The sequence below is a fragment of the Chelativorans sp. AA-79 genome (assembly GCF_029457495.1).
Classification (GTDB): Bacteria; Pseudomonadota; Alphaproteobacteria; order Rhizobiales; family Rhizobiaceae; genus Chelativorans.
In genome coordinates this window covers 4,772,937-4,792,875 of the sequence record NZ_CP120361.1, presented here as the reverse complement: position 1 = coordinate 4,792,875, position 19,939 = coordinate 4,772,937, and the positions used below count along the sequence as shown (strand labels likewise).

The following is a 19,939-nucleotide window of genomic DNA, read 5'->3' as shown; positions in this document are numbered from 1 at the left end:
TCAGGAAAGGGGCCGGTTCGCCCAGCTCTTCAGGTTTGCGTCCCTGATCTCCGCAATGGATCCAATTCCGTTGGCGTCGACATAGGCGGCGAGGCCCTGAGCGATGCGCCCCGGCAGGCCCGGCCCGTCGAAGATCATGCCCGTATAAAGCTGGACGAGGTCGGCGCCGGCACGGATCTTCTCCAGCGCCGTCTCGACGGAGTGAACGCCGCCCACGCCGATGATCGGAAGCTTCGGACCGACAAGCCCGCGCATCTTGGCAAGCACGATGGTCGAACGCTCGAACAGCGGCGTGCCGGAAAGGCCGCCGGTCTCGCTCGCCGCCGGTTCGCGGAGCCCCGCGCGCGAAAGCGTGGTGTTGGAGACGATGAGGCCGTCCACCTTCTTCTCGAGCATTTCCGCGGCGATATCCGCGAGGCTCTCCTCGGAAAGATCCGGTGCGATCTTGAGGAAGACCGGGACCTTTCGTCCGCTCTGCGCCCCCTTTTCGTCGCGCACCCGCATGATGCGTCCGAGCAATTCGGCGAGGCTCTCCCGGTCCTGAAGCGCGCGCAAGCCTGCGGTGTTGGGGGAGGAGATATTGACTGTGAGATAGGAGGCGACCTCGGCGAAAGTGCGCACACCCGCTTCGTAGTCCGCCATGCGATCGGGGCTATCGCGGTTGGCGCCGATATTCACGCCGACGATACCTGCCCGATCCTTGCGCGCCGATAACCGCGCCAGCGCCGCCGCATGACCTTCATTGTTGAAGCCGAGCCGGTTGATGACGGCGCGATCCCGCGGCAGGCGGAAAATGCGCGGTTTCGGGTTGCCGGCCTGTGGCTTCGGCGTGACGGTGCCGCATTCGGCGAAGCCGAAGCCGAGCCTGAGCAGCGCATCGGACACTTCGGCATTCTTGTCGTAACCTGCCGCCATGCCGAGTGGATTCGGGAAATCCAGGCCTGCGATCGTCTGAGATAGTTTGGGGTTCGTCGGTGGTGGCGAGCAGAATGGGATGCCGGATTTGAGCGCGGCGATGGAAAGCCCATGTGCCCGCTCGGGATCGAAGGCGAAAAGCAGCGGCTGCGTCAGCCCGTCAAGAATCCGCATCATGCGTCGAGTGCCGGAAACACGTGGCCACCCTCGCCGCCGAGCGGCAGCGGCTTGACCCAGCGTACCGCATTGACCGGCAGCGAGGCATAGAGATGCGGAAAAAGCTGTCCGCCGCGCGAGACTTCGTACTTCAGCGCGGGGCCGAGCTCTTCTTCTTCTACGGCGATCAGGAACAGACCGTCCTGCCCGGAAAAGTGCCTGGCCGCGGTCTCCTGCACCTGCGAGGCGGTCGAGAAATGGATGAAGCCATCCTGGATATCGATCGGAGCCCCGGTGAAAACACCGCGCTCCTCGGCTTCGCGCCACAGGGGCGCCGGACATATCTTGTAGATCAATCGAGACATGGCTGCGCTATACTGCCAATGGAACAGGGGTGGAAGTGTCTCCGTTGACCGGCAAGGCCTTTTGCACCTCAATAGCGGCGCATTCGTCCGCCAATCTGGAAGCGGATCAAGGAGAGATTTCGATGCGAGCAGCACTCTTCCCCCTCGCCGGCCTTTGTTTGCTGCCGGCTCTCGCGGGCACGGCATCGGCCCAGAACGAAGAACGGTATCGCCTGGAGCGAACCACTGACGGTTATGTGCGCATGGACACCGAGACCGGCGCGATGACGCTCTGCAAGGAACAGGAAGGAGAGCTCGTCTGCCGCCCGGCGAGCAACGAGGCCGAAGCAGCTGAATCCGAGATCGAGACCCTACGGCGGAAAGTAACCGCGCTCGAGGCGCGCGTGGAGGCACTCGAGGGCGGAGGGATACGCAACCTCGTCCCGGAAGAGGAATTCGAGCAGTCGCTGAACATGATGGAGCGCTTCTTCCGCCGCTTCGTCGATATCGTGAAGGGGCTGGAGCAGGAAGAGACGCCGAACGAACCGGCTCCCCAACAGGAGAGCGCGCCCGACCAGCGCACCTGACTTGCAGCCAATTCCGGCCACTACCTTGCAAAAGGCTGCGATCCTCGCATAATCGTGCGTGTGATCCCGCTCAAACAAAAGAACAAAGGAGCGGGAGGCCGGGAGGGATTCTTGCCAGGTTACCGTTTCGTCGTCGCGGACGACCATCCGCTTTTCCGAGGCGCTCTGCAGCAGGCGCTGGGCGGTCTCGGCGCGAACTGTGAGATTTTGGAAGCGGGGGATTTCGCTGACGCGAAGGCGTTGATCTCGCGGGATCCCGATATCGATCTCATGCTCCTCGACCTGGCGATGCCGGGTGCGAGCGGGCTTACCGGGCTCGTGGCGCTGCGGGGTCTTTGCCCCGCCGTGCCCATTGTCATCGTCTCCGCCCATGACGACCCGCAGACGATCCGCCGCGCCCTGGAGCTCGGCGCCTCCGGCTTCATCTCGAAATCCGCGCGTATGGACGAGATGCGTCGTGCCGTGCAGACGGTTCTCGACGGTGGCATCTACATCCCCGACGGGGTCGACCTCGGCGAAGGGAGAGACGAGGAGGAACTGATCAATCGTATGCGCACCCTGACGCCGCAGCAGGCACGCGTTCTCTCGATGCTTGGCGAGGGGCTTCTGAACAAGCAGATCGCCTATGAGCTCAATGTCTCGGAAGCGACCGTCAAGGCGCATGTCTCGGCGATATTGCAGAAGCTCGGCGTCGACAGCCGCACACAGGCGGTGATCTGCCTCTCGCGCATCGGTACCACGCCGCTTTCGGAAAGCATTTAGTCTCCGCAGCCCTATTCTGCAGCGAGTACCTGGCGATAGCGCATGAGGAGTGCGCGGAGCGAAGCCGGCTTGATCGGCTTGTTGAGCAGCGAGACCCCCATGGCTTCCGCGGCGGCGCGCACCTCGCCGGTGCGGTCCGCCGTAATCAGCACGGCGGGAATCTCGGTGCCCCAGGCGTGGCGAAGACGCCGGACCGCGGATAGGCCATTCTCTCCATTTTCGAGATGATAGTCGGCCAGGATGAGGTCCGGGCGGTTGCCTGGGATGCGCAGCGCATCGAGGGCCGCAAGACCGGACAGCGTATGGACGCGGCAGCCCCATCCTTCGAGTAGCAGGCGCATTCCCTTGAGGATCTGCTCGTCATTGTCGATGCACAACAGATTGAGTCCGGCAAGCATCACGCTGGGGCCGACTGCGGGCGGAGCCTGCTCCAACAACGATTCCGGCAGCGCCGCGCTGACCGGCAGGACGACGGAGAACCGCGTGCCATTCCCCGGTTCGGATTGCAGCCGGATTTCGAGCCTCAGCACCCGCGCAATGCGGTCGACGATCGAAAGGCCAAGGCCCAGCCCCTGCGCCTCGCGCATGCCCTCTTCGAGGCGGGTGAACTCGCGGAAGACGGCGTTGAGCTTGTCTCCGGCAATGCCGATTCCCGTATCGATCACCTGCAGTTCCGCCAGTTCGCCACGCCGTCGCACGCCGACGACGACGCGTCCGCTGCGCGTGTATTTGATGGCGTTCGACACGAGGTTCTGTACGAGGCGGCGGAAGAGATTGCGGTCGGTGCGGATTGCAACGGAGGATGGCACGATGGTGAGCCGCAGGCCCTTTTCCGCCGCGAGCGGCTGGAAATCGGTGCGGATCTGGTTCAGGAGCGCGTCCAGCCGGAAGGCGCTTTCGGAGGGTTTCAAGGCTCCCGTGTCGAGGCGGGAGATGTCAAGCACCGCGCCCAGGATGGCCTCGACCGAATCGAGGGAGGATTCGACGTTCTCGACAACGGTGCCCAGGTCTTGCCTGTCGGTTTTCTCCCTGAGCGAAGCGCAGTAAAGGCGCGCGGCGTTGAGGGGCTGCAGGATGTCGTGCCCCGCTGCGGCGAGGAAACGTGTCTTGCTGAGATTGGCCTCCTCGGCGATCATCTGGGCCTGCGCGAGCTCTTCGTTGACGCGCGTGAGCTCGGCGGTGCGGTTTGCCACGCGCTGTTCCAGTGTCTCGTTGGCGCGTTTCAGAGCCATATCCGCCGCCACGCGAGCCGTGATGTCCGTATAGGTGGCGACCATGCCGCCGCCCGGCATGACATTGGAGCGGATCTCCAGAATGCGGCTGCTCCTCCGCAGCGTGAGTTCCCACGGTGTGCCGAAGGCGGCAAGCCGTTCAAGGACGGTCTTTTCCGTATCCCGGGAAAGCTCGCCCCTCGCCATGAGATGGTCCACGATTTCCCCAAGCGACACGCCCACCTGCCCCATGACATCGGGCAGGTCGAAGAGCACGCGGAACTTCCGGTTCCAGCATATCAGCCGGAAGTTCCCGTCGAAGACGGTGATTCCCTCTTCCATCTGGTCGAGCGCTGTCTGTAGCAGGTCGCGGTTGTACTGGAGCGCGATGGATGCATCGTCGAGCAATTTCATGGCATCGCGCGGCGCGGTGTCGTTGCGCTGGAAGAGCAGCGAGAGGATGAGCCGGGCGGAGGAAGAACCGACCGCACTCGTCAGGAGCTGCTCGGAAAATCGGATGACGGGCATGCTCGCCTGCGTATTGCCGTTGAGCGAGGTGCCCTGTTCAGCCTCGAAGGTGAGGAACGACCGCTCCGTCCGCTCTACGCCGAGATAGCGCGAGATGGTGTCCTTGAGATCGTTGACCGTCACTGTGGGGCGAAAGCGGCGCAGGCTCGGCATCGGCGTTGCCTCGCGCGGTACGAAGATGGCCGCCTGGATCCGCTCCAGGGGCTTTGCAGCACGGGAGAGCGAACCGAGAACGAAGAACAGCATATTGACGGCAAGGCTCCAGAGCACCCCGTGATTCAGCGGCTCGGCGATGGTGCCGAACAGAGCCTGAGGCCGTAGCGCCTCGATCCCGAAGGGGCCGTGGGCGATGATTTCGGTGCCCGGCGGGGCCACCGACGGGAAGAAGAGCGTATAGGCCCATATGGAGAACCCTGCGCCCATGCCGAGCAGCGCGCCCCGGCTGTTTGCACCGCGCCAGATGAGCCCGCCCAGAAAAGCCGGGGCGAACTGTGCGATCGCAGCAAAGGAAATGAGGCCGATGGCGGCAAGCCGTGTATCGTTCGTGCTTTGCCGGTAGTAGAGGAAGGCAGCGAACAGGATGAGGAAAATGGCCGCCCGCCGGATGTTGAGGATGACGCGCGACCAGTCCTCCTTCTCTCCACTTTCAGGATGCAGCAGGCGGCGGACGAAGAGCGGGATGATCAGGTCGTTGGAGATCATGATGGACAGCGCCACGCTGTCCACGATCACCATCGCCGTCGCAGCCGACAGCCCGCCGATGAAGGCCACGAGCGCCAATGCGTCATGCCCGGCGAGAAGCGGCACCGCGAGCACGTAGAGATCCGAATTGGTGCGGTCGCCTACCGTCTGCAGGCCGGCAAAGGCGATCGGTATGACGAAGAGGTTGATGAGCACGAGATAGAGAGGGAAAAGCCACGCCGCCCGCCTGAGCTCGTCCGGGCCCTTGTTCTCCACGATGGTCACGTAGAACTGGCGTGGCAGCATGATGACCGCGCAGGCGCTGAGCGTCGTCATCACCACCCAGGTGGCAAGGGAGGTCGGGTGCGCGAACGCTTCGGTCACCCGCGGCTCCGTCGTGATCTTCCGCACGAGTTCGCCCGCTCCACCGAAAAGGAAGAAGGTGACCGCCACGCCGACGGCGAGGAATGCCGCGAGCTTGATGACCGATTCTACCGCCACCGCAAGCACCAGACCGTTCTGATGCTCCGTGGCGTCGGCATGCCGCGTTCCGAAGAGAACGGCAAAAAGCGCGAGTAGCATTGCTATCAGCAGCGATATGTCGCCGATGAAGAACTCCATCGTGGGCATCGCACCGTCATAATGCTCCACCATCAGGCTGACGGAAGCCGAAATCGCCTTCAGCTGGAGGGCGATATAAGGGATTGTGCCGCAGGTGGCGATGAGCGCGGCCACCGAGGCGATGGCGAAACTCTTGCCGTAGCGGGCGGCGAGGAAATCCGCGACGGAGGTGATCTTTTCCCTCTTCGCCAGTTTGATGATGCGGCCGAGAAGCCGATTGGCGAAAACGAAAACGAGCACCGGGCCGATATAGATGGTGAGAAACTCGAAAGCCCTTTCGGTGGCCAGCCCCACCGAGCCGAAGAAGGTCCACGAGGTGCAGTAGATCGCCAAACTCAATGCGTAGATGAGCGGCCGTGTGCCGGATGCACGCCCGGCGGCGGCGCGCCGGTCCCCAAGGCTCGCGATCACGAAAAGAAACGTGACGTAGCCGATGGCTATGATGGCGATGACCCAGCCCTGCACTGTGGCCGACCTCACTCCTCCCGAGCGGCTGAGCCAAGCACAGGCGGGCGGGCCCGCGCAATGCTTCTTTCGGCGGCCAGGGTACCGGTGCGCCCCGGGCATACCGGATGCTTACCCAACTGCCAACTTTTGCTATGCTGTACTGCAGTGGCGAATCGCCCGTACCTTTGCAACAGGGGGCCGGAATGGCGACTGGGATGCTGGACGAGTTCAAGGAATTCATCGCTCGTGGCAATGTTATCGACCTGGCGGTGGGGGTGATCATCGGCGGCGCCTTCGGCGGCATCGTCGGGTCACTGACCGACGACGTCATCATGCCGATCGTGGGAGCGATTTTCGGCGGGTTCGACTTCTCGAATTATTTCCTGCCGCTCGCTTCCGGCGTGACTGCAACCACGCTGGCAGAGGCACGCGAGCAAGGTGCCGTGCTGGCTTATGGCAATTTCATCACCGTGGTCATCAATTTCCTCATCCTCGCCTGGATCATCTTCCTGATGGTGAAGGCGGTGAACCGGTTCCGCCGCCGGCAGGCGGAAGTGCCGGCCGAACCCGCAGCACCGCCGCAGGACGTCCAGCTCCTGACGGAGATCAGGGACCTGTTGGCCAGGAAATAGCCTCTGCAGGGGCGGGAAGCTCCAAGGCCTGCATCTTTTAGGCCGCGGAACCTGAAAACGGCAGCTAAGAGGCCCGCGGACTGGTTGCGCCGGCGATCTAGAACTCTTCGGCCGTATGGAACCGGCCGCTGGTCTTACCCGCCGGACTTCGACACCACCAGCGGAATAATCCGTTCGGTCTGGGCTGCGGGCGTTTGCCCCGCTTCGGTAAAGCTGATGCCGAGCGCGTCCCAAGTTTCCAGCAGCGCGTCTTTCAGCGTGTCGATCAGATCATCGGTGTGGAAGGGCGTGGGTGTGATCCTCAGGCGCTCCGTCCCGCGCGGTACGGTGGGATAGTTGATCGGCTGGATATAGATGCCGTGCCTTTCAAGCAGCCTGTCGCTCGCCTTCTTGCAGAGTTCCGGATCACCGACCAGCAGCGGAACGATATGCGTCTGGGACGGCATGACGGGCAGCCCTGCCGCGCGCAGCACATTCTTGGTGTGCTGCGCCTGGCGTTGCTGCGTCTCGCGTTCGACATTCGACGTCTTCAGATGCCGGATCGACGCCGTGACGGCCGCCGCGATCGCCGGCGGCAGTGCCGTCGTGAAGATGAAGCCCGGCGCGTAGGAGCGCACCGCGTCGATGATGGCCGCCGAGCCCGCTATATAGCCGCCGATCACGCCGAAAGCTTTCGCGAGCGTGCCCTCGATCACATCCATCCGATGCGCCAGGCCTTCGCGTTCTGTGATGCCGCCGCCGCGCGCGCCATACATGCCGACCGCGTGCACCTCGTCGATATAGGTCATAGCGTTGTAGCGATCGGCGAGGTCCGCGATATTGGCGATGGGCGCGATGTCGCCGTCCATCGAATAGACGGATTCGAAGACGACGAGCTTCGCGCGGCCGGGTTCCGCACTTTTCAGCAGGCTTTCCAGATGAGCCAGATCGTTATGACGGAAGATTTTCTTCTCAGCTCCGGAACGGCGCACACCCTCGATCATCGAGGCGTGGTTGAGCTCGTCGGAGAGCACCAGGCAATCCGGCAGAAGGCGCGCGATCGTGGAGATCGACGCCTCGTTGGAGACGAAGCCCGATGTGAAGACGAGGGCGGCTTCCTTGCCGTGCAGGTCGGCAAGCTCGGCCTCCAGTTCCACCAGCGGATGATTCGTACCGGAAATGTTGCGCGTTCCACCGGCGCCGGAGCCCATGCGGCCCGCGGCCTCCCGCATGGCGGCGATCACATCCGGGTGCTGTCCCATTCCAAGATAATCGTTTGAGCACCAGACGGTGATCTCGCGCGCCGCGCCGTTCGAGCGCCAGATAGCGCGCGGAAAGGCGCCGGCGATCCGCTCCAGATCCGCGAAAACTCTATAACGACGCTCCGCGTGGAGCTGGTCGATTGCCTCGGAAAAGAACCGCTGATAGTCCATGCCGCCTTCCTGGATTTTGCGCGCGGATCATAAACGCCGACGCATCGAGCGTCCATGGCCGCTTGGCGGGCAAAATGCCACGTCGGCGGGCGGAAGCTTTGCGCTCGATCAATACCGGAAAGGAACTGCGGCAGGCGCGTCCTGTTCCCCCACATGGCGGCTAGTCCTGAAACTGCCTTGCCTGAAAATCCGAGACGAGCTTGCCGCCGTGCCAGGAAAAGCGGCCCTGGCAGGAGGATGCGGCCTGGGTCGTCTCGCACTTGGCATTGCCGACCCAGACATCAAGCGACGTGCCCTCCTCATCCTGGGAAAGGGAGGGAGCCCCGCCCATGATGGTTACCGGATCCTCGTAGTCGCGGCCGGAAAGAGCGAGAGAGATGGGGCAGCCGCCATTGCCGCAGAACGCAGTGGCGGCGGCGCTGCAGCGCATGTTCTGCGGATTGAGCACGAAATCCTGAACGCCATCGCCATCGATATCGGCCGTCATCATCATCGGCTCGTCGGCGTCGGGCTGGAGCGTACCACCGATGTCGCTGCACATCTTCCGATATCTCCTGGAGAGGGCCTGGACGGCGCCGGGCAAGTTCGCCGACGACCACTGCCGGGCCTTCAATTGCCCGGAGTCGCCCTTCAGGTAGTTGCCGATCCCCGTCTTCAATGCCTCGATGCGCGCCTCATAGACCTTACGCAGGCATGCCGCGTCGCTGCCGCAGGCTCTGCGCGTTTCCAGAAAGGCTTCGGCTTCCTCCCGGCGAGCGGCCTTGCCGCCCATCAGGAAGGGGATTTTTTCATAGCTGAACCAGAGTGCGGCCATGGCCGAATCGAGTTCGGAAAGGGCTGGATCCTGGCAGATGGTGATCTCGTCGGGCGCCGTCGCCTTCGTACAATCGAAGCTTGCCGCCCGTGAGGCCGGCACCGTTGCAAGGGAAAGGCAGAGGAAAACGAGGGCACGGGAAAGGATGCGGAGCATTGCGTTACCGGTGATAGTTCTGTTCAGAGGCGAGATTACGGCCGAAAAGAAAAGGACATCTTACGAAGAAGCAACAAACCTGACCGTCATTGGCTGCTGCAGCGGTGAGCGCTCGGGGGCGGATTATAATGAAAAGTGATCAGGCCAGTGGCTTATCCTCGCGCTGGCGGCTTCTGGCTGGATAAAGCGGGTTCCGCCCGATGTTCAGGCTTTCCGAAGCCTGGGCTCGGGGATGAAGAAAAGTCCGGCATTCGCAAGCCGACACGCTGGACAGGGCGGAATCTCATGCTATAACCCACGCGCTTTCGAGCGCCAACCTCTGTCGGTCGCGTGGTGTGTTGTCACTCACGCATTCGGATAAGCCCAGGTAGCTCAGTTGGTAGAGCAGCGGACTGAAAATCCGCGTGTCGGTGGTTCGATTCCGCCCCTGGGCACCATTTTTATTCAATAAAATCGGCAGCTTAGGCGCTAGAGACCTATACGCTCAAGCGGGCAAAATTGTGCTGGGTGTCATTTTGGGTGTCAGCGGCGCGCACTGGGATGCGATGGACAGCACTGGTACGACGCACATTGCGCGGCCTCTAACTGCGGCGAACCTTTACTCGGCAGCAGTTCCGTACTTCCTCCGCGTGTTTTTTGCTGCCCGATATGCGTCGGTGACTTGCACGCGAAACCGGAACAGGCTTGCGCTTACACCATATTCGTCTTGAACGGTTTCGATCGTCAGTCCATTGAGAATGATGTAAATCAGGGCCTTTTTGGGCAGCAAGAGCGTCGCGCCTAACCACTTCGCTTCCTCTTCTATCGCAGGAATGTAGTCTCGCTCTCCATTGGCTTTGATGGGCGCGGTTAGCGGGTGCCCGAGCAGAATGTGTGCGAGTTCATGGGCGATATCTGAGTTCTGTCGCCTTGGGTGATGGAAATCGTTGTGGACGATCTCCTTGTAGGTTCCGTCATTTATGGTCACGCCCGAAAACGTGTCCTCGCCGTTTGTCAGCCAAAACTTCTTTATGTCCTCCGGGACGCCGTCGTGCGTGGAAAGCGGCCTCACAGGTATCTCTAGATGTTCAGCAAGTGCTTTGGCATGCAGCGGTGCATGTGGAGCTAGGGACAGCTCCTCCCGGAAGGCGGAAGCATAAAACTCCGATTCCGACTTGAATCCGTATCTAAAATTGTTGGCCACGGCGCTTCCTCATCTCTTCGTAGAGGGAGATGATCATTCGTTCCATCATTGCTGACCCTTCCTTGCCGAGTTCGCGATCAGCTCGCAGCAACGCGGTGATTTCGGCAAGCGTCTCTGGCCTCTGAGGCGTTTCTCCTTCTCGAAGATAGAATGATTTCACATCGATGCCTGACCAAGATGCAAGCGCCGCTAGGCTATCAACATCAGGCCGCTTGCCTTGGCCCATCCGCGTCAGTGTGGAAGGAGAGACGCCAGTTTTTTCGGCAACCTTCTTCCAGGTTATGCCCAATGAGTTTCTGTGGGCATCAAGCGCCGCGTAGAAACCTTCAGCGTCAAAAAAATTCGACATGTGCTCCTCATTTGCGATCTTGCAATTCTCCTCGAATCGGCTATCGTTCGAGAAATTGCAAGTTAGCAATTATCGATCTTAGGTGCAATTGGCCGCGCATGGTGGCGGCTGGGCTGGTGAAAGGAACGCCAATGACAAACAAGAATCAGTATGTCGTGAGGAACGGCAAGAACTGGGGTGTTCGCGGTGAAGGCAACGAACGCCTCACACGTACCTTCGAAACACAGCGCGAGGCCATCGATTTTGGCCGTGAGATCGCCCGCAATCAGGGGTCTGAGCTGCGCATTCAGGGTCGTGATGCACGATTCCGCCAAGCGTGGAGCTACGGCAATGATCCTTTTCCACCAAAGGGCTGAGGTTGAGAAGCCCTACACTACAATGAGGTAAGCAACTATGGCCGGAAAGCCTGGGAAAACTGTCACCATCACGGTCAATCAAGACGACCATGAGGTGCCCAAGGAGAAGATCTCGTACGACGAGGTCGTCGCCCTCTACCTATCCGACGGCGGGGCGGGATCAACCGAATATTTGATCAAGTATTCTCGTGGTCATTCCAACAATGTGAGCGGGACGCTTGCGCCCGGTAACGAGGTGATGGTGAAAGATGGAATGCGGTTCAGAGTTTCGGGCACTGGCGAATCGTAATCCGTTCGTCCAGGAGCTCGAAGAACAAGGTTATCTGATTGATTTCGTCGGGGGCTACTTCCTAATTTATGGCCTGCCCTATCTCAGAGAGCGGGGTGAGCTTGTGTACGGCGACTGGGCAAGTCCAGTCGACTTATCCGCTGAAGGAATTCTCGATCCACCGAGTGATCACCAGGCTTGGTTTCGAGGAGGGCGCCCACACGACCAGAATGGCCGCCAATTGCGGCTTGGGGGCGGAGCGAACAAAATCAAGGTCGGCGAGGGCTTTGAGTCGAACTATTCGTTCTCCTATAAGCTGCTCGATGCGGCTGGGCGGGCCCGCCCATACGCTTCTTTCGAAGAGAAAGTGCAGACCTACCTCGACACGATCACCGGTCCCGCATTGGCTGCGTTTCCTGACGCAACGCCGCTTCGAGCCATTGAGGTGAAGGCCGCAGAGCAAGGTACCCCTCTGCGCTTCCCCGACACGTTGTCGTCAAGGTACCATATGAATGACCTGTCAAGGCTGCTTGAAGACAAGAGAGTCGCGATCATTGGGCTTGGCGGTACCGGCTCTTACATCCTCGACTTCATCGCCCGAAGTCACCTTGCTGAGATCGCCTTGTTCGATGATGACAAGGTGCACGTGCACACGATATTCCGCTTCCCGGGGTTCATTCCGCGTGCGATTGGTAGGCTGAAGGTTGATGTTTTGCTGCAGCAATACTCACAGTGGCACGCCAACATCACCCCCGTGCCCGAGCGGGTGACCGAAGCAAACGTGGAGCGGCTTCGCGGATTCGATTTTGTGTTCTTGGCCATTGATCACGGCCCGTCCCGCGTCTTCATTGCTGGTTGGCTAAGCACCAACGGTATTCCCTTTGTGGATTGTGGCATGGGACTGAACCGGGCACCGGTTGGTTTGAACGGCGTAGTCCGAGTCACCGGTGTGAATCGGGCGGCTTTTGAAGCCACAGCACGAACTGTCTTTCTGCCTGGCGATGATCCGGAGGGTGGCGAATATCGGCGGCAAGGCCAAATCGCGGAATTAAACGCTCTCAACGCAGCATTGGCGGTGGTCCGGTTTAAACAGCACTTCGCGATCTATGACCGTTTGGATGAGGCCGCATCGATCATCCTCGAGACGTCGTCCTTCGAAATCGACAGACCTCAGGTTGCCTCATGAAGTACCGATATCTATGGGTGGAGCGCATCCCTACCCAGATGCAAGAAGGCGTCGTCTACCACACTGAGGAGTTTGAGCTAGCTGGGCTGCTGTGCGCCTGCGGCTGCGGTCATCGTATCACTCTTCTGGTGCCCGATAGTCACCAAGTCTGGAACGAAGGCGGCTACGCAACTATCCGCCCGTCAGTTGGCGTTTTCGACGCGCCTTGCAAGGCGCACTACGTCATCACTGCTGGGAACGTTCAATGGCTCCCCGCGTTCACGAGTGCTCAAGCGGCCAATATCATGCACGCGCAGATCGCTCGACATGTTGCAACAGACGCGAAGCCGGCCACTTGGTGGAAAGGAGCCAAGGCAGCGGTGCTCAGCCTGCTCAGCAAGTTGCGGGCCCTCTTCACAAGGTAATGACACTATTCTGAGCGGTTATTGCTTTGGCACTGCATTGCCGCTCAATTTTCGCCCTGCTTGTACAGCTTGGTGATCAGAACCGCTCTCGTCATACGCCGATGACGCCCCTGCCCATCAAATCTCCTTTCCTTATGCCGCGAAATAGCGCGCCTGAACATACCGCCTGCTTGAGGGCGCCCTGATGCATCAGGCTCTATCCGCCGGCGCTTACTGAATACCATAAGCGCCCCTCCAACCTGGCACCTCCTGCTGCAACATATGTGAGAAATATTCTAAACATATCTTGACCATGTGATATGGAAACAGCATATTTTGCAAGGAACCACTAAACTTTCGGCAGGAAGCGAATGGCCGATACCGATAAGAAGCACGCGAAATTCCGCGAGCTTGCGGAGAAGCGAACGAATAAGGCACTTGAGGCAATTCGCTTGATCGGCAACCTCTCAAACCGGCAGACTTACAGTTACGAAGATGCCGAGGTTCGAAAGATCGTAAAGGCGCTCCGGGATGCCGTGGCCGAAGTTGAGACGCGGTTTGGCAGGTCGTCAAGCCGTGGAGGTGGCGAGTTCAAGCTGTGAGGCGGGGTGAAATGTAATGCATATCAAGCAAATTACGCCGATCACTATTCGGGACATCGACTTCACGGTCGCACGCCAGATCGAGCAGTGTCCCAAAACGATGATGCTTCGCGAACTGGTTATGAATGCCATTGAGGCCGCGGCGAAGGCGCCAGAGGGGCGGCGCATCGTCGAGCTGAAGGGCAGATCGGTCCCCGAATGTGGCGATGCTCGTAAGCTTACTATCTGGAACACCGGCCCGGGCATGAGCAGCGCCGAGCTTGACCACATCTGCGACCTCGCCGCTTCGCTTGGCAAAGACATGGCGCTCGAAGGTAATTTTGGCATGGGCGCGAAGGTGGCTTCACTGCCCTCCAATACGTTGGGGATGCGTTATCGCTCTTGCCATGATGGCATTGTGAGCCAAGTCATACTCGGGAAACGCGAAGGTATTTACGGGAAGGTATGGATTCCGGTCGAAGACTCCTTCGAGGAAGTAGTTGACGTAACGGAGTTGGTTCGGGAGGAAGCGGAATATCAACTCGATGAGGACTGGACCGAAGTTGTTCTTTTCGGCAACCATCCCGATCAGGACACCGTGGCTGATCCTTATAATGGCGATCCGAAGCAAGATCGTCAGTGGATTACCACCTATCTATACCATCGCTTTTATAGACTGCCCGAGGGGGTCGAGGTCTACCTGCATGAAGGGACCCATCCTCGCGACGGACGGCGACAGTTCAAACCGATTCCGGAGCGGTCAGACGCCTTTGGCCGTGTCGAGACGGTCGGTGTCGGGGAGGACGTCAAGGTCCACTACTACTATGATCCACCATATCAAGATGGTGGGCACAACAAGTCGATTTCCGGGTCGCTTACCTCCTCTGTCAGCACTGCGGCGGTCGTATTTCGGGGCGAGATGTACGACGTCCGAAAAGGTAGAAAATGGGCTGCTGACGCACCTGCGTTTGGCATTCCGTTCGGCGCTCGACACATCTCCATCCACGTGGAGATACCGGACAGGTTTCCTGTCCGTCACGAGCCATATCGGCGTTTCGTGCAGCTTTCGGCCGGCGATCAACGGCAGGTAATGGTCGACGACTTCGCGGAGATCGTTTTTCGGCACCGGCCCGAGTGGTTGATTGAAATCATAAATTCACTTGCGCCTAAAGCTTCCGCGTCCACCGATGATCTGCGCAAGGAGTTGCAGGAGCTGCTGAATCAGCTTCGGGTGAAGGCGCAGAGTCCCCGCCTCACGGTGGATGGTATCGAGCCCGTCGAAGAAGGCGGTGCACGTGGTGCAACTCTGGGCCACGTAAACGGTTCGGGTGGCGGTGAACGCGGTTCGGTTCGTCCCACCGATCTCATCTTCAACCCTTCCGGAGCAAAGCGGGCCAACATCTCCAAGAACCTCGAAGTGGCACCGGAGATAATCCCGCTCCGCGACGAGAATGAGGTTGCCGATAAGGGCATCGCCGGCAAGGCCGCGCGCTATGTTCGCGAGACGAACCAGTTGTTCGTGAATCTAACCTACTCTGCCGTAGAGGCTGCGCAAGAGCATTTGGAACTGCGATACGCGACCTATGAAGACCCCGAATTGGTACGAGAACTCGCACGTCAATGGTCTGAGCGTCTGATTATGGGACGCGTTGGTTATGCAGTAATCTATGCGCAGGCCAAGCAGCTGATCCGGGAATGGACCCCTGACGATGTGAAGAAGGCGCTGGAACCCGAAAGCCTAAGCTTGGCGGCGGATGGTTGGAGGGATGCCGTGGGCAACGTCTACCGTAGCATGAGCCAGCGCTTTGGGGCCGCAAAGGCGGCAGTTGATGCCTGTACGGAGCTGTCAGCCGCCACTTAGTCCTGGCTCGCATCTCATTTCCTCAGGTGGCCCTACCCCACCAACACAAACACCGTTGCGCGTCGCCCGCGGTTTCATTGTGACTGGGGAGTGGCGGTGGAGCGGCGATGTAGCCAGCAAGAAGGCACCTCTTGAATCGCACTCCCAGTCTACATGGTCGGGCAAATATTCTGCGACGGTCTGCGATTGAAATTAATTGCGAACATTCTCTGCGACAGTCGCAGGCTTGACATCGATGCTTCGTCGGAGATACTCAGCTGATGAATGCTGAAAACGCCGAGGCAGTGAGGCAGATGGCAAAAAAGGTCTACATATCTCCAGATACGGTTAAAGCTGGGCTGCGCTCCTTGGTGGCGCAGACACTCAAGCGTACAGGCCGTACAGCCTTGATGGGCTTCTTAATGCTCAAGGCTAAAGAGCCATCGAAGGGTGCCCAATTCGAACTCCACTCGAACGGAAGTCTTAGTGTGGAGCCCGAATTGCGTCGGTTTTTTCGGGTGGCTCCCGGTACGCCATTTCCCGATGTGAACCCGTTTGGACAGCGGGAGGGAGCTATCGAATTCTTGGCTCCAGGGTACGAGCGCCGAGGTACATATACCCATCTCTACGAAGGAAGGAATCTGAATTCATTGCTAGAGGTGACGCCCAAGGACGGACATTTCTCAATCAAGATTCCAGATGGCGCCGCTGAGCGGATTGCAGATCTGTTGGGCGGCAAAGCGCCGCTGCGTGCAACCGCAGCTTTCCTCCTTAGAAGTGAACCCTTCGACGTAGGGGCAACAGAAAAAGACCTCATTGAGCGATTCAAGAGCGTCTTCAAACTCTCGGACGCTGACATCGACGCTCTTTTTGAAACCGATGCGGGGTTTTCGGTCGCGTTTTCGACTGAAAAGTTTGACAACAGTCTGGCAGCACTTCCGTCTGATCTTCAGCCCCGCTCCCCCAGTGTAACTCACGCGACAACTGCAAGGGCTGCAAAAGAACTAGTCCCGATGGCCGCCACTAGTGATACGGAACTTGTCATCAGCAAGGACGTCCGCCGTCGCGTGCAAGGAGCAGTTGCAAGTTCCAAAGCCGTTAGCTTGGTAGGACCACCAGGTACGGCGAAATCGCGTCTCTGGGCGGAAATCCTTGAAGAGGCGGCGGCCGATCCCTCGCTTCTTGGACTGGAAAATCCCCCCAGCTATGTCTGCTACACAGCCGAGATCGACTGGACGGCACGGACATTGATAGGTGGATACTACCCCCAAAAAGATGGCCAACTGATTTTCCGGGAAGGCTACTTGCTCCAGGCGATCCGAAACAATCAGATTTTCTGGATCGATGAGATGAATCGCGCGGACTTGGACCGAGTACTAGGGCCCATTCTTACGTTCCTCGCTGGGCAGAGTGTGGACCTCGGACCAACCCACCTGGGGGACGACAAAGAAGACGCTGCGGCAAAATCGATGGTCCTCGTATGGGCAAAGGGTGACAAAAGCGGTGTGAAGGAGGACTCAGAGCAGCGTGTCTATTACGCCGGCACCGACTGGCGTATGATCGGCACCTATAACAATGTTGACCGTGGGCGCGTATTTCCCATGGGGTCGGCGTTACTTCGACGGTGGGCTCTTGTACCCATTCCGCCGCTCGATGCGGAGGCATTTGCAGAGCTTTTGGCAAAGCTTCCCAAGGTCCGCGAGCCGGTTATTGGGCTGCTCAAGGCAGCTTATGAACTGCATCTGGAAGCTCTACCAATAGGACCTGCGCCATTCCTAGACATGGCACGTTACGTATCTGGCGGCGCTGAAGCTTCGGCTGATGCAGGGGTCACCCCTCAAGAGCGAGAGCTGCTGAAAGACGCCTACGTGCTCTATATGGGGCAACAGCTAATACGACTTGATCCTGAAAAGAGGGAACAGTTTTTCAATGCTCTCGGCGGCATCTTCGGCCACGACCTGGCAAGCGAAGCAGCTAGCTTCTAGCGACTTCGCTGCATCTATCCCATGGCAGGGTGTACTCTCTCTCTCGGCTCATTGGGCTGGAGCTGGCTCACTATTCGACTGGGTGCATCCGGACGACTTCGGCATCAAACGGGAATGGACCACGGATGTTGTGCGAGCGCGTATGGCTGAAGCTGTCTTGCTCCACATACAGGATGGAATCGGTTGGCATCTGCCTAAACATGCGGGCGAATGGCTGGATCTTATTGGTCAACAGACCCAGCGCGCCGTGAGCTACGTCGACGTGCCTACTCCGCACGTCGATTGGCAATCAACGATTTCCGTGTTCGGAAGATATCCCTGTGAGAGCTATGTCGAAAGGCGTCCCGTCTACACGCACGACACCAGCTTCACAAGGGTGCTCAAGTGGACCGCTTCTTCAGTTGAACGAGCGGAAAGCCTTGTCTGGGCAAGATTTGGTCGTCGCCCACTTGCACCAATGATGAGGCGCCGCCTCATGTCGGCGTTGGAGTTACCGGAGGTGGCTACAGCCGCTGACGAGCAAGAAGGGCTATCAGACTTTGATCTTGATGCATGCCGTCAGACCGGGGGCATATGGCTTGCTTTGGCACGTGTCGCAGAACTTCTCTCGGGACTTTGGACTGGTAGTGCTGCTGCGCAGCTCTTGGCGCTTCGCCCTATCCTTCCCCAATTTGCGCATCAACTGTTCGAGCTGGGCACGCTCGGCATGATCTCGTCAGGCCTACATGAAGTTGCGACAAATCCGTCCTGGATCAGCAATGCGCCCCTTGCAGCGGCATATGGGGGGAAGGCCTCTCTAAGCTTAACTGCCAGCGAGGGAGAGTGGCAAGCCTTCTACCAAACAGTACCGGCCCATTACCGGAAGATCGCATCCCCGTACTTGATGCTAACTCGGGATTTAGATGGCGCACCTTTGAGGCCAGACATCTGGATTAGACAAGTAGCATCCGGGGAGACCATTGAAATTGTGATAGAGTGCAAGTACTCGCTAAACTCGAACTACATAGCGACTGGAGTGACGCAGAGCTTCGCGTATGAGGTAGAATTTCCTCCTCGTCCCGATGTGCACCGACTACACGTAGTCGTAGGTCCGGAGGACGTCATTGACTCGTCGAGATGTTGGTCTAAGCGCTTCGCCGTTACAAACCCTTCAGGCGCACGAGACCTATGTCGGCATGCGCTACGTGGAAATATGCAGAATCTGCTCGATGAGTGGATGGAAGAGGTCCAAACCAGCTAACCAAGCGGATCAGGTGTTTCGGTCTCCACCGCTTCTGGAACTTCTTCTAATGGCAGCTTGTCTCGATCGACCTTGGCGGCCTCCAGCTTTCGGCGCGCGGTTTCCAAATACTCTGCGGAAACGTCTACACCTATGAAGCATCGATTGAGTGCGAGCGCAGCAACCCCAGAGTTTCCCGCGCCCACAAAAGGATCGAGCACCACGTCGCCTTCCTCTGTCGAGAGAGCGATGCATCTGCCTGGCAATGCAATAGGGAATTGGGCCCCGTGCCCATCTCTTCCGTTTGAAGTAGGTAAGGTCCAAACATCTGACAGTTTATCAGTTTCCCATCCGTTGTTTCGCCCGCCTAAGGCGGCTGGTAGCTTCCGATATACCTTCTTGCTGAACTTTGGCGTTCGAACTTTTGTCAGATGAAGCACATATTCAAGATTCCGACTTACGCGAGAATTCTGCGGTTCTGGTAGAGTACTCGTTTTAGCCCACGTTATGACCGTCTTGACGAAAAAGCCCATGCGTGAGGCGCGCTCGGCTATTCGGCTCGGAATAAGGCACTGCTCGCCATCTTTAAGGTATGCATGTCCAGCGCTGTATCGCCGGCAATCGTGCTCGCTCCACTTCCGCTTGTCCTTGCCCTGCATTGCACGCAAAGCTTCCACAGCGTTGCCGCGTATCTGAGTGCGCGTGTTGAACGAATCCATAACATTCCACCAGACGGACCCATCCTCTTTTAGTACCCGATGAATCTCTCGCAGGATCTCGGATGTGTGCCGTATGAAGCTCTCTGGAGTCTGTTCGTGCCCGTAGGGGGATGACTCGCCATCAGCCCAATCGGTATCCACAGCCCCCTTATATAGCCTCAGTCCCCAGTAAGGAGTTGAGGTTACTACACATTGCACGGACCGGGGCGGTAGAGATCGGAGAAAGCTCAAGGAGTCTTGCTCTTCCAAGGCATACTCCCCACTCAGGTCTGGCAAAACTTCAACGTAGGGGTCTGATGACTGACTGAGCAGGTATTCAACAATCTTGCTCCGCGGAATGTAAGTCTCGGAAAATGCGTCTTGATCCAAGAGGGACAGCACATCGTCGACGCTGAGAGAGGACTTGTTCCCAATGACTTTCCGAATAAAAGTCGGAGAAAATCCGACCGCAGGCGCAACTTCTTCTATTGAAAAGCGCTTGTATACTCCTCGAAAGGACGTTCTATCAAAGGATGAAACTGGTGTCTGTGGTTTTATATCCGGTAGCTTTCGACTCATGCTCCGTTGCGCCGGGGTTGACCCGGCGCCCTTCCAGATTTCTGAT

The 19,939-nt window shown here is 58.9% G+C and carries 18 protein-coding genes and 1 tRNA gene; 11 read left to right on the top strand and 8 right to left on the bottom strand.

What is annotated here, in order from left to right:
- Complete coding sequence (locus PVE73_RS23335; RefSeq protein WP_277364535.1) at positions 1 to 1,092, bottom strand: quinone-dependent dihydroorotate dehydrogenase; 1,092 nt, start codon at positions 1,090 to 1,092, stop codon at positions 1 to 3.
- On the bottom strand, positions 1,089 to 1,436 hold the full coding sequence (locus tag PVE73_RS23330) for a DUF952 domain-containing protein (RefSeq protein ID WP_277364534.1): 348 nt from the start codon (positions 1,434 to 1,436) through the stop codon (positions 1,089 to 1,091). The genes PVE73_RS23335 and PVE73_RS23330 overlap by 4 nt, the downstream gene beginning before the upstream one ends.
- A gap of 122 nt (positions 1,437 to 1,558) precedes the next feature.
- Here PVE73_RS23330 and PVE73_RS23325 point away from each other — a divergent pair, with 122 nt between their 5' ends.
- Together PVE73_RS23325 and PVE73_RS23320 are read left to right on the top strand one after the other, a co-directional pair.
- Positions 1,559 to 2,002, top strand: a complete 444-nt coding sequence (locus PVE73_RS23325; RefSeq protein WP_277364533.1) for a hypothetical protein — start codon at positions 1,559 to 1,561, stop codon at positions 2,000 to 2,002.
- A 111-nt stretch (positions 2,003 to 2,113) separates the two neighbouring features.
- A complete protein-coding gene (locus PVE73_RS23320) occupies positions 2,114 to 2,764 on the top strand; it encodes a response regulator transcription factor (protein ID WP_277364532.1) in 651 nt (216 codons plus the stop codon).
- Positions 2,765 to 2,775: 11 nt separating this feature from the next.
- On the opposite strand, the gene PVE73_RS23315 is transcribed toward PVE73_RS23320, so the two are convergent.
- Positions 2,776 to 6,270: a PAS domain-containing hybrid sensor histidine kinase/response regulator gene (locus PVE73_RS23315; RefSeq protein ID WP_277367558.1), complete on the bottom strand. Its 3,495-nt coding sequence runs from the start codon at positions 6,268 to 6,270 to the stop codon at positions 2,776 to 2,778.
- Positions 6,271 to 6,467: 197 nt separating this feature from the next.
- Between PVE73_RS23315 and mscL the strand changes: the two genes are divergently transcribed.
- Entirely contained in the window at positions 6,468 to 6,884 is a 417-nt protein-coding gene (gene mscL, locus PVE73_RS23310) for a large conductance mechanosensitive channel protein MscL (RefSeq protein ID WP_277367557.1), read from the top strand.
- Positions 6,885 to 7,018: 134 nt separating this feature from the next.
- Here the strand turns inward: mscL and hemA are convergent, their stop codons facing one another.
- Positions 7,019 to 8,296 (bottom strand): 5-aminolevulinate synthase, encoded by a 1,278-nt coding sequence (gene hemA / locus PVE73_RS23305; RefSeq protein ID WP_277364531.1) that lies wholly within the window; start codon positions 8,294 to 8,296, stop codon positions 7,019 to 7,021.
- A 160-nt stretch (positions 8,297 to 8,456) separates the two neighbouring features.
- Complete coding sequence (locus PVE73_RS23300; protein WP_277364530.1) at positions 8,457 to 9,266, bottom strand: hypothetical protein; 810 nt, start codon at positions 9,264 to 9,266, stop codon at positions 8,457 to 8,459.
- Between the two features lie 361 nt (positions 9,267 to 9,627).
- Here PVE73_RS23300 and PVE73_RS23295 point away from each other — a divergent pair.
- Positions 9,628 to 9,703, top strand: a tRNA-Phe gene (locus PVE73_RS23295).
- Positions 9,704 to 9,864: 161 nt separating this feature from the next.
- On the opposite strand, the gene PVE73_RS23290 is transcribed toward PVE73_RS23295, so the two are convergent.
- The gene (locus PVE73_RS23290; protein ID WP_277364529.1) at positions 9,865 to 10,449 is read right to left on the bottom strand and encodes an ImmA/IrrE family metallo-endopeptidase; all 585 of its coding nucleotides are present in this window, start codon (positions 10,447 to 10,449) and stop codon (positions 9,865 to 9,867) included.
- Positions 10,433 to 10,798, bottom strand: a complete 366-nt coding sequence (locus tag PVE73_RS23285; protein ID WP_277364528.1) for a helix-turn-helix domain-containing protein — start codon at positions 10,796 to 10,798, stop codon at positions 10,433 to 10,435. The genes PVE73_RS23290 and PVE73_RS23285 overlap by 17 nt, the downstream gene beginning before the upstream one ends.
- A gap of 131 nt (positions 10,799 to 10,929) precedes the next feature.
- Here PVE73_RS23285 and PVE73_RS23280 point away from each other — a divergent pair, with 131 nt between their 5' ends.
- The 7 genes from PVE73_RS23280 to PVE73_RS23250 all read left to right on the top strand — a co-directional run bounded on the left by PVE73_RS23280 (position 10,930) and on the right by PVE73_RS23250 (position 17,397).
- Positions 10,930 to 11,154, top strand: coding sequence for a DUF2188 domain-containing protein (locus tag PVE73_RS23280; RefSeq protein ID WP_277364527.1), 225 nt, complete (start codon positions 10,930 to 10,932; stop codon positions 11,152 to 11,154).
- Positions 11,155 to 11,191: 37 nt separating this feature from the next.
- Positions 11,192 to 11,443, top strand: coding sequence for a multiubiquitin domain-containing protein (locus PVE73_RS23275; protein WP_277364526.1), 252 nt, complete (start codon positions 11,192 to 11,194; stop codon positions 11,441 to 11,443).
- A complete protein-coding gene (locus PVE73_RS23270) occupies positions 11,403 to 12,608 on the top strand; it encodes a ThiF family adenylyltransferase (protein ID WP_277364525.1) in 1,206 nt (401 codons plus the stop codon). Before PVE73_RS23275 ends, PVE73_RS23270 begins: the two co-directional genes overlap by 41 nt.
- Complete coding sequence (locus PVE73_RS23265) at positions 12,605 to 13,012, top strand: DUF6527 family protein (protein WP_277364524.1); 408 nt, start codon at positions 12,605 to 12,607, stop codon at positions 13,010 to 13,012. The genes PVE73_RS23270 and PVE73_RS23265 overlap by 4 nt, the downstream gene beginning before the upstream one ends.
- Before the next feature lie 350 nt (positions 13,013 to 13,362).
- Positions 13,363 to 13,593, top strand: a complete 231-nt coding sequence (locus tag PVE73_RS23260) for a hypothetical protein (protein WP_137390934.1) — start codon at positions 13,363 to 13,365, stop codon at positions 13,591 to 13,593.
- A gap of 16 nt (positions 13,594 to 13,609) precedes the next feature.
- Positions 13,610 to 15,433 carry an ATP-binding protein gene (locus tag PVE73_RS23255; RefSeq protein ID WP_277364523.1) on the top strand — a complete coding sequence of 608 codons (1,824 nt, stop codon included), beginning with the start codon at positions 13,610 to 13,612 and terminating at the stop codon, positions 15,431 to 15,433.
- Between the two features lie 260 nt (positions 15,434 to 15,693).
- Positions 15,694 to 17,397: an AAA family ATPase gene (locus PVE73_RS23250; protein WP_277364522.1), complete on the top strand. Its 1,704-nt coding sequence runs from the start codon at positions 15,694 to 15,696 to the stop codon at positions 17,395 to 17,397.
- Between the two features lie 1,236 nt (positions 17,398 to 18,633).
- Here PVE73_RS23250 and PVE73_RS23245 read toward each other — a convergent pair.
- A complete protein-coding gene (locus PVE73_RS23245) occupies positions 18,634 to 19,893 on the bottom strand; it encodes a site-specific DNA-methyltransferase (RefSeq protein WP_277364521.1) in 1,260 nt (419 codons plus the stop codon).
- Between the last annotated feature and the right edge of the window lie 46 nt (positions 19,894 to 19,939).